A 3,165-nucleotide genomic window follows, 5' to 3' on the forward strand; every position below is an offset into this window, starting at 1 on the left:
GATGTTTATGGAAGCTTAATCTATAAAACCCCATCTATAGGAATATAGATGGGGTTTTATAATGCTTTTAACGGTTTATTGCCTTCTTTTTTATCAGATATATTTTAAAATTGATATAACATTACTGGTCTATGATCTGAGATGTCAACGGGTAGTACTTCACTTCTTAGGTTATAGGTAGAAAGCCCTCTTAAAAATAAAAAATCAATTTTTGGATTGTCAGAATTATTATAGCAGTTTAAAGTACAGACTCCCACAGGTCCAACATCTATCATAGGAAATCCTTGATTAAGCATTATATGATAAGCAACTGAACCTTCTGGGGTATTTAGATCACCTCCAAGGATTATTCTTTTATCAAGATAACAATTATTGTTTAATACATTCTTTATTTGTTGTGCCTGAAAAAACTGATCCCCTTGTAGTCCCAAATGAAATGTGCCTATATATATTGAAAAATCGTCCGTATGTACATTTGTAAGAAGAAAACTGCGGTCTTCTTTGCTATTTACCTTAGGCAAATGGATTTTTAAAGCAGTTGTCATTGGATAGCAGCTTAGAATTGCATTACCGTAATATCCTGGGTTCATATTCTTAGAAACAATATATTTATAATTCCAAACCTTTCCTGTGGTAAGAGTAAGTCTGTTGGCAATATATGCAGCCTGATGAGTCTTTATACCGGATCGTAAAGTATATGCATCTACTTCCTGAAGACATACAATTGAAGTTTTAGAATCCTTAATAAGATCTGCAATTCTATCTAAATTTCCTGTTTTTGAAACTGGATAACCACCATCTTTATTTTGTCCTACTTTAATATTCCATGTAAGAATATTTATGCACATTATTTACACTCCCAAATGTATATTGTTAAAACTCCACCTTTAACCTATTAAAAGGAAAAGGTGGAGTTTTTGTTTAAAAAATTTTATATTAATTCTATTTTATATTTTGTTTTTTACCATTTCTTCTACTTCATTTTCCTCAGGGAATCTTCCTAATTCCTTTTTAGAAAAAATCAATTCGTCTCCAATAGTTATTTCAAACACCCCATCAGAAGAAGGGATTATTTTGAGTTCAGATATTTCATTCTTATGCTCTCCTAATAAATTATCTGTTAGAGCAACTGCTCTTGGTAAGTAGCCTCAAGCTGTACAATACTCAATGGTAATAATTTTTTTCATTAAAGATCACTCCTTGATTGAATTTTTCCATTATATTAGTTTATAGTTACCCAAATGGTATAGAATTTATCAATAATAGGATTAGAAATGATTAAAGTATCTAGTCTTTTTTATCATTTTGAATAAATTGGAATATGTATTTTGTTGTTATCTGTTTTTTGATCATTAAACATGCTCATTACATAATCTCTAATGAAAAATGGTGCTGTATCCTGCAAAATTTTAAATCCTTTAGTTGGGAATATATCGTGAATAAGCTCGTTTCTAAAACCTGCAAAATATTTTAAATTGAGTTCCGCCACTGTTTCCGATATGGCTTTCATTTCTTCGTTTGAAAACTTACTTATTTCTAGCAAAGTATCATAATATTTGTCATAGGATCTCTGCCTAAAGAAATCTCTGGAATATTTATTAAAATTATTTAAATTTCTATCTTTAATACTATTTTCCCAGGCCCAAGCGTATACATCAACTCTTCTTGTTGCATAATCAAATCCTTTTTCTGGTGAAAATTTTAAGACGCCATATTGGTTAGGATAAGCTATTAAACAAGATGTAGCAATATCATAAATATTTTTATTATCCCTTTTATAAGATTTTATATCCTGCAAATGGATATGGCCAGATAATACAATCTGTATATCACAGTCAAGAAGTAAGTCTATCACCTCTTGGCTATTCTCAATGGTATAATGCTCATTAATTACTTCACTATGATCCATTAAGCTATGGTGCATAACCGCTATAATCTGAGCATTGTTTTCTTTTGCTAAATTAGCACATTCCCTTATCCAGTTGAAGGTTTTAGATGGGATTTCCCCACCCATTTCTGGAGCATCCCTTACTTTATTTCGTTTGTATTTAGCTGAGTCCAGCATTAGTAGCCAAACATCTTCTGCAGGCGCTGCCAAATAGCTTAAAGAATGACTATCTCTAGAAATAGCATCTTTAAAGCCAAAGGGCTCATATATTTCAACAAATTCTTCTTTAGTTATAGAATCGATTTTAATCATTTCATCTCCAAAATAGTTCCTAGCCCAAGGATTTTCAATATCGTGATTGCCTGGAACTACGAATACATGAACTCCTAGCTTTTTAATGTTTTTCAATTTTTCTGCCATTTCTAAATGGCTTTCTTTTTCTCCATTGCAAGTTAGATCACCAGGAATAATCAATATATTTGGTTTACTATCCTCAATGTCTAAAGTAAAAGCATCTATTATTTCGTCAGTATATTGAAGTAGTTTCCCATCACCAGAATTAAGAAACCAATCGAAGGCTTTTCCATTATCATAAGTCTTTTTAGATAGGTGATGAGGATCTGTTGCTATAAAGAAAGTAATATCCTCTCCAGATTTAATTTTACAATTTAACACGGAACAAGTAAATTTTTCCACACATCCAACTGAAGCTAATAAAATAAGCGCTATTACAAAGAATAGGAATATTCTCTTAATAATCATAATAAAACCTCACAATCTAATTATATTTGATTGTTCAGTTTGTAGACAAAACACGGTTTCCTTCTTTATGGAAACCGTGTTTCTTAATGAACAAATAATAAAACTATATAAATTTGATAAAAGACCATGCATATTAACGCATGGATTGGATGGATTTGGTCCATTTTTCCTGGACCTCCACATCCAATTCGCTATCTTCTTTAAATTCATGCAAGCAGCAATAAGCATCGCCTGCGCCTTAACTTTTTTTAAGCCCCGTAGGGTTGTCCAGCGCATGCCATGCTTCTCTTTCATATCTGCAAATACACGTTCTATTGTTTCCTTTCTCATATCGTATATTTCTTTATTAATGCTTGTATGCCTTAAATGCTCGACTCCCTCCATATAATTTTCCCATATATGACGGGTAACAACTTTAGTATGGTTTTTGCTATTTGTGCATTTGTTTATATCTGGGCAATTTATACATATTTTAGGATCTGATTTATACTCCCTATAGCCATCTCTATTGGTTG

Annotated in this window: 3 protein-coding genes and 1 pseudogene; all 4 read right to left on the reverse strand. The window is 31.6% G+C overall.

What is annotated here, in order from left to right; genetic code table 11:
• Nucleotides 1-104: 104 nt before the first annotated feature.
• Nucleotides 105-848, reverse strand: a complete 744-nt coding sequence (locus CUL_RS0113985; RefSeq protein WP_025642292.1) for an endonuclease/exonuclease/phosphatase family protein — start codon at nt 846-848, stop codon at nt 105-107.
• A 99-nt stretch (nt 849-947) separates the two neighbouring features.
• Nucleotides 948-1,136, reverse strand: a pseudogene (locus CUL_RS18505) (SelT/SelW/SelH family protein); the annotation flags it as partial.
• A gap of 164 nt (nt 1,137-1,300) precedes the next feature.
• The gene (locus CUL_RS0113995; protein ID WP_051403565.1) at nt 1,301-2,650 is read right to left on the reverse strand and encodes a metallophosphoesterase; all 1,350 of its coding nucleotides are present in this window, start codon (nt 2,648-2,650) and stop codon (nt 1,301-1,303) included.
• 9 nt (nt 2,651-2,659) lie between these two features.
• Nucleotides 2,660-3,165: transposase (locus tag CUL_RS17505; RefSeq protein WP_035143266.1), on the reverse strand; the 506-nt coding region annotated here is incomplete at its 5' end.

Origin of the sequence: [Clostridium] ultunense DSM 10521 (assembly GCF_000511955.1) — a bacterium.
Classification (GTDB): domain Bacteria; phylum Bacillota; class Clostridia; order Tissierellales; family Tepidimicrobiaceae; genus Schnuerera; species Schnuerera ultunensis.

Excerpts from the sequence above, each read along its gene's own strand:
- CUL_RS0113985 (WP_025642292.1), bottom strand. The coding sequence starts at position 848 with ATGTGCATAAATATTCTTACATGGAATATTAAAGTAGGACAAAATAAA.
- CUL_RS0113995 (WP_051403565.1), bottom strand. The coding sequence starts at position 2,650 with ATGATTATTAAGAGAATATTCCTATTCTTTGTAATAGCGCTTATTTTA.